The organism is Bacillus swezeyi (genome assembly GCF_001969815.1).
Taxonomy (GTDB): domain Bacteria; phylum Bacillota; class Bacilli; order Bacillales; family Bacillaceae; genus Bacillus; species Bacillus swezeyi.
Genome location: NZ_MRBK01000033.1, coordinates 1 through 2,664 on the forward strand (window position 1 = coordinate 1; position 2,664 = coordinate 2,664).

Here is a 2,664-nt window from a genome sequence, read left to right on the forward strand (position 1 = left end):
AAAGGACATACACAAATTGCTCTCATTTCAAAAATGGATGATTTACAAGGAAAGTATCGAATGAAGGGGTATATAAAAGCGCTTGGTGAAGCCAAATTACGATTTCAACCAGAGCATGTGCTTTCGTACAATACAGAGACGAAGCTGGAGCTATACACAAACCTGAAGAAGTTTCTAAATGAAAATAGAGACGTGTTGACTGCAATTGTTTGCTATAACGACGAAGTAGGGTTGGAAGTGGCAAATGTATGCAGACAACTTAATATTTCTATTCCGGACAAATTGTCAATTATTGGACAGGACAATTCGTATATTGCCAAAAATGCGAACATCAAACTAACAACATTGACACACCCTCAAGAACAAATGGGACACGATGCAGCTGATTGGGTCATTAAGAAATTACAAGGAAAGAAGGATTTACCAAACGAAACCTACTATCAACCTGTGTTAATTGAAGGCGAAACCGTAAAAAAGTTAGAAGTACAATAATCTTTGTGTGATCAAGGAAAAACCCAGTCCATGTTCACTAAAGGCGTGAACACGAACTGGGTTGTTTTACTCTGTTATCAATTAACCAGCAGAGAACTTTCATGTATTTGACGCTTACTCATCACCAAAAAAATAGTCATCACTATTTCATTTTGAATCAGAAAAACGGGCGAAAATCTCACCGATACGAGAAAAAGACAGTCTTTGATATATTGGGTGCTGTCTACTTGTATCACAAGAAAGTAGCATAGTGTTTAAAAATGGACCTGTTTAAGGTTTATCTGGCATGCTCTTTTCTGTATCATTCATCGTGATCTTGCAGAAATGGCTCTATTCTTGATAGACATGTGGTGATACCCCTAGATATTGAATTACAATTGGGGTGCAGGTCGATTTCACTCCTGTTCATGTTTGCTAATCCACACATCCGTTACTTCCCCGGCTTCATCTTCATCAATAATAAATGAGCCGTTGCTGTATCGGTCATGCAGTTTGATCTTCTTGATGAGCATCTCTTCTGTGATGCCTTTTTCAGTCTGGATCATGATTTGCGCATGGTATGAGCAGGCAAGCAGCCCGGCGATGCGGTGAGGTTTTTTCTTCAGCTCCCTCAGCATCAGAACGCCTCGTTTTGCCCTTGATGTTTTTTCAAATTCCGTACGGTTCATTCGTTTCACAGATCCTCGCTGCGTGACAAGGACGATCACATCTGATTCTTCTAAAATCTGGCCTGAGGCGACAAAATCGCCGTCTTTTAAATTCACGCCTTTAACACCGGCCGCCCTGGCTCCGACGACGCTGACTTCTTCCTCAGAGAACCATAGGCCATAGCCGGAATGTGTTGCGATAAAAATGTCTTTTGTTCCGTCTGTGACATGTACATCGACCACTTCATCGTCGCCTTTTAAATTGAGCGCGACTAAAGCTTTTGAATAGCGCTGTGCTTTATACTGAAGAAGCTGGGATCTTTTCGCCATTCCGTTCTTCGTAAAAAACAGAAGATATTCGGACTCTGTAAATTCCTTGACAGGAATCGCTTTTATAATGGACTCGTCACTGTCAATCGAAATGATGTTCGTAATATGCTGTCCTAGATCTTTCCATCTGATATCCGGCAGCTGGTGAACAGGACAATACACATAGCTTCCTTTATTCGTAAACAGCAGCAGCACGTCTGTCGTATTCATCTCCAATTGGCAGAGCAAACGGTCTGTATCCTTCATGCCGAAGTCCTGACCGTTTGAAGCAGCGAATGACCTCTGGCTTGTTCGTTTGATATAGCCGTCTTTTGTGACGGTTACATAAACATCTTCTGAAGCCACCATGACTTCAAGATTGATTTTGATTTCCTCGATTTTCGCTTCGATCACAGACCGCCTCTGGCCTGCATAGGTTTTTTTGAGCTTTTTCAGGTTGTCCTTGATGACCTTCAAAAGCTTCTGATCATTGGACAGGATCGCTTCAAGCTCTTGTATTTTTCGATCAAGCTCTTTTGCCTCTTCCTGCAAAGCCGTAATATCAGTGTTTGTCAATCTGTACAGCTGCAATGAAACAATCGCTTCAGCCTGCAGTTCTGTGAATGCAAATTTGTCGATCAGGTTATTTTTGGCGTCCCGCTTATCGTTTGAAGAGCGGATCGTTGAAATGACTTCATCCAGGATGGACAGCGCCTTTATTAATCCTTCTACAATATGGTGTCTTTCCTTCGCTTTTTTCAGCTCATACTGAGAACGATTGGTGATTACTTCTTTCTGATGCCCGATATAGGCATCTAAAATAGAGGTGAGGTTCATCAGCATCGGTCTTCTGTTATGAATCGCCACCATATTAAAATTATACGGAATTTGCAGATCGGTGTTTTTATATAAGAAATTCAAAATGCCTTGCGCATCTGCTTCTTTTTTGAGTTCAATCACGATTCTGAGACCTGTGCGGTCCGTCTCATCGCGAACTTCGGCAATCCCTTCAACTTTGCGTTCAATCCTGTATTCATCCATTTTTTTGACCAAATTTGCTTTGTTGACCTCAAACGGAATTTCAGTGATGACAATTTGCTGGCGGCCGCCTCTGATCGTTTCAGTCTCGGCTTTACCTCTGATGATGATTTTTCCTTTTCCGGTTTCATAGGCTTTTTTAATGCCTTCTTTCCCCTGGATGATGCCTCCCGTTGGA

General features: G+C 41.8%; 2 protein-coding genes. One reads left to right on the forward strand and one right to left on the reverse strand.

Annotated elements, in window-relative coordinates; genetic code table 11:
- The coding region (locus tag BTA30_RS20360; RefSeq protein ID WP_158027666.1) for a substrate-binding domain-containing protein at positions 1–492 on the forward strand (492 nt) is incomplete at its 5' end.
- A 395-nt stretch (positions 493–887) separates the two neighbouring features.
- Here the strand turns inward: BTA30_RS20360 and BTA30_RS20370 are convergent.
- On the reverse strand, positions 888–2,664 hold a 1,777-nt coding region (locus tag BTA30_RS20370; protein ID WP_076763560.1), incomplete at its 5' end, for a DNA gyrase/topoisomerase IV subunit A.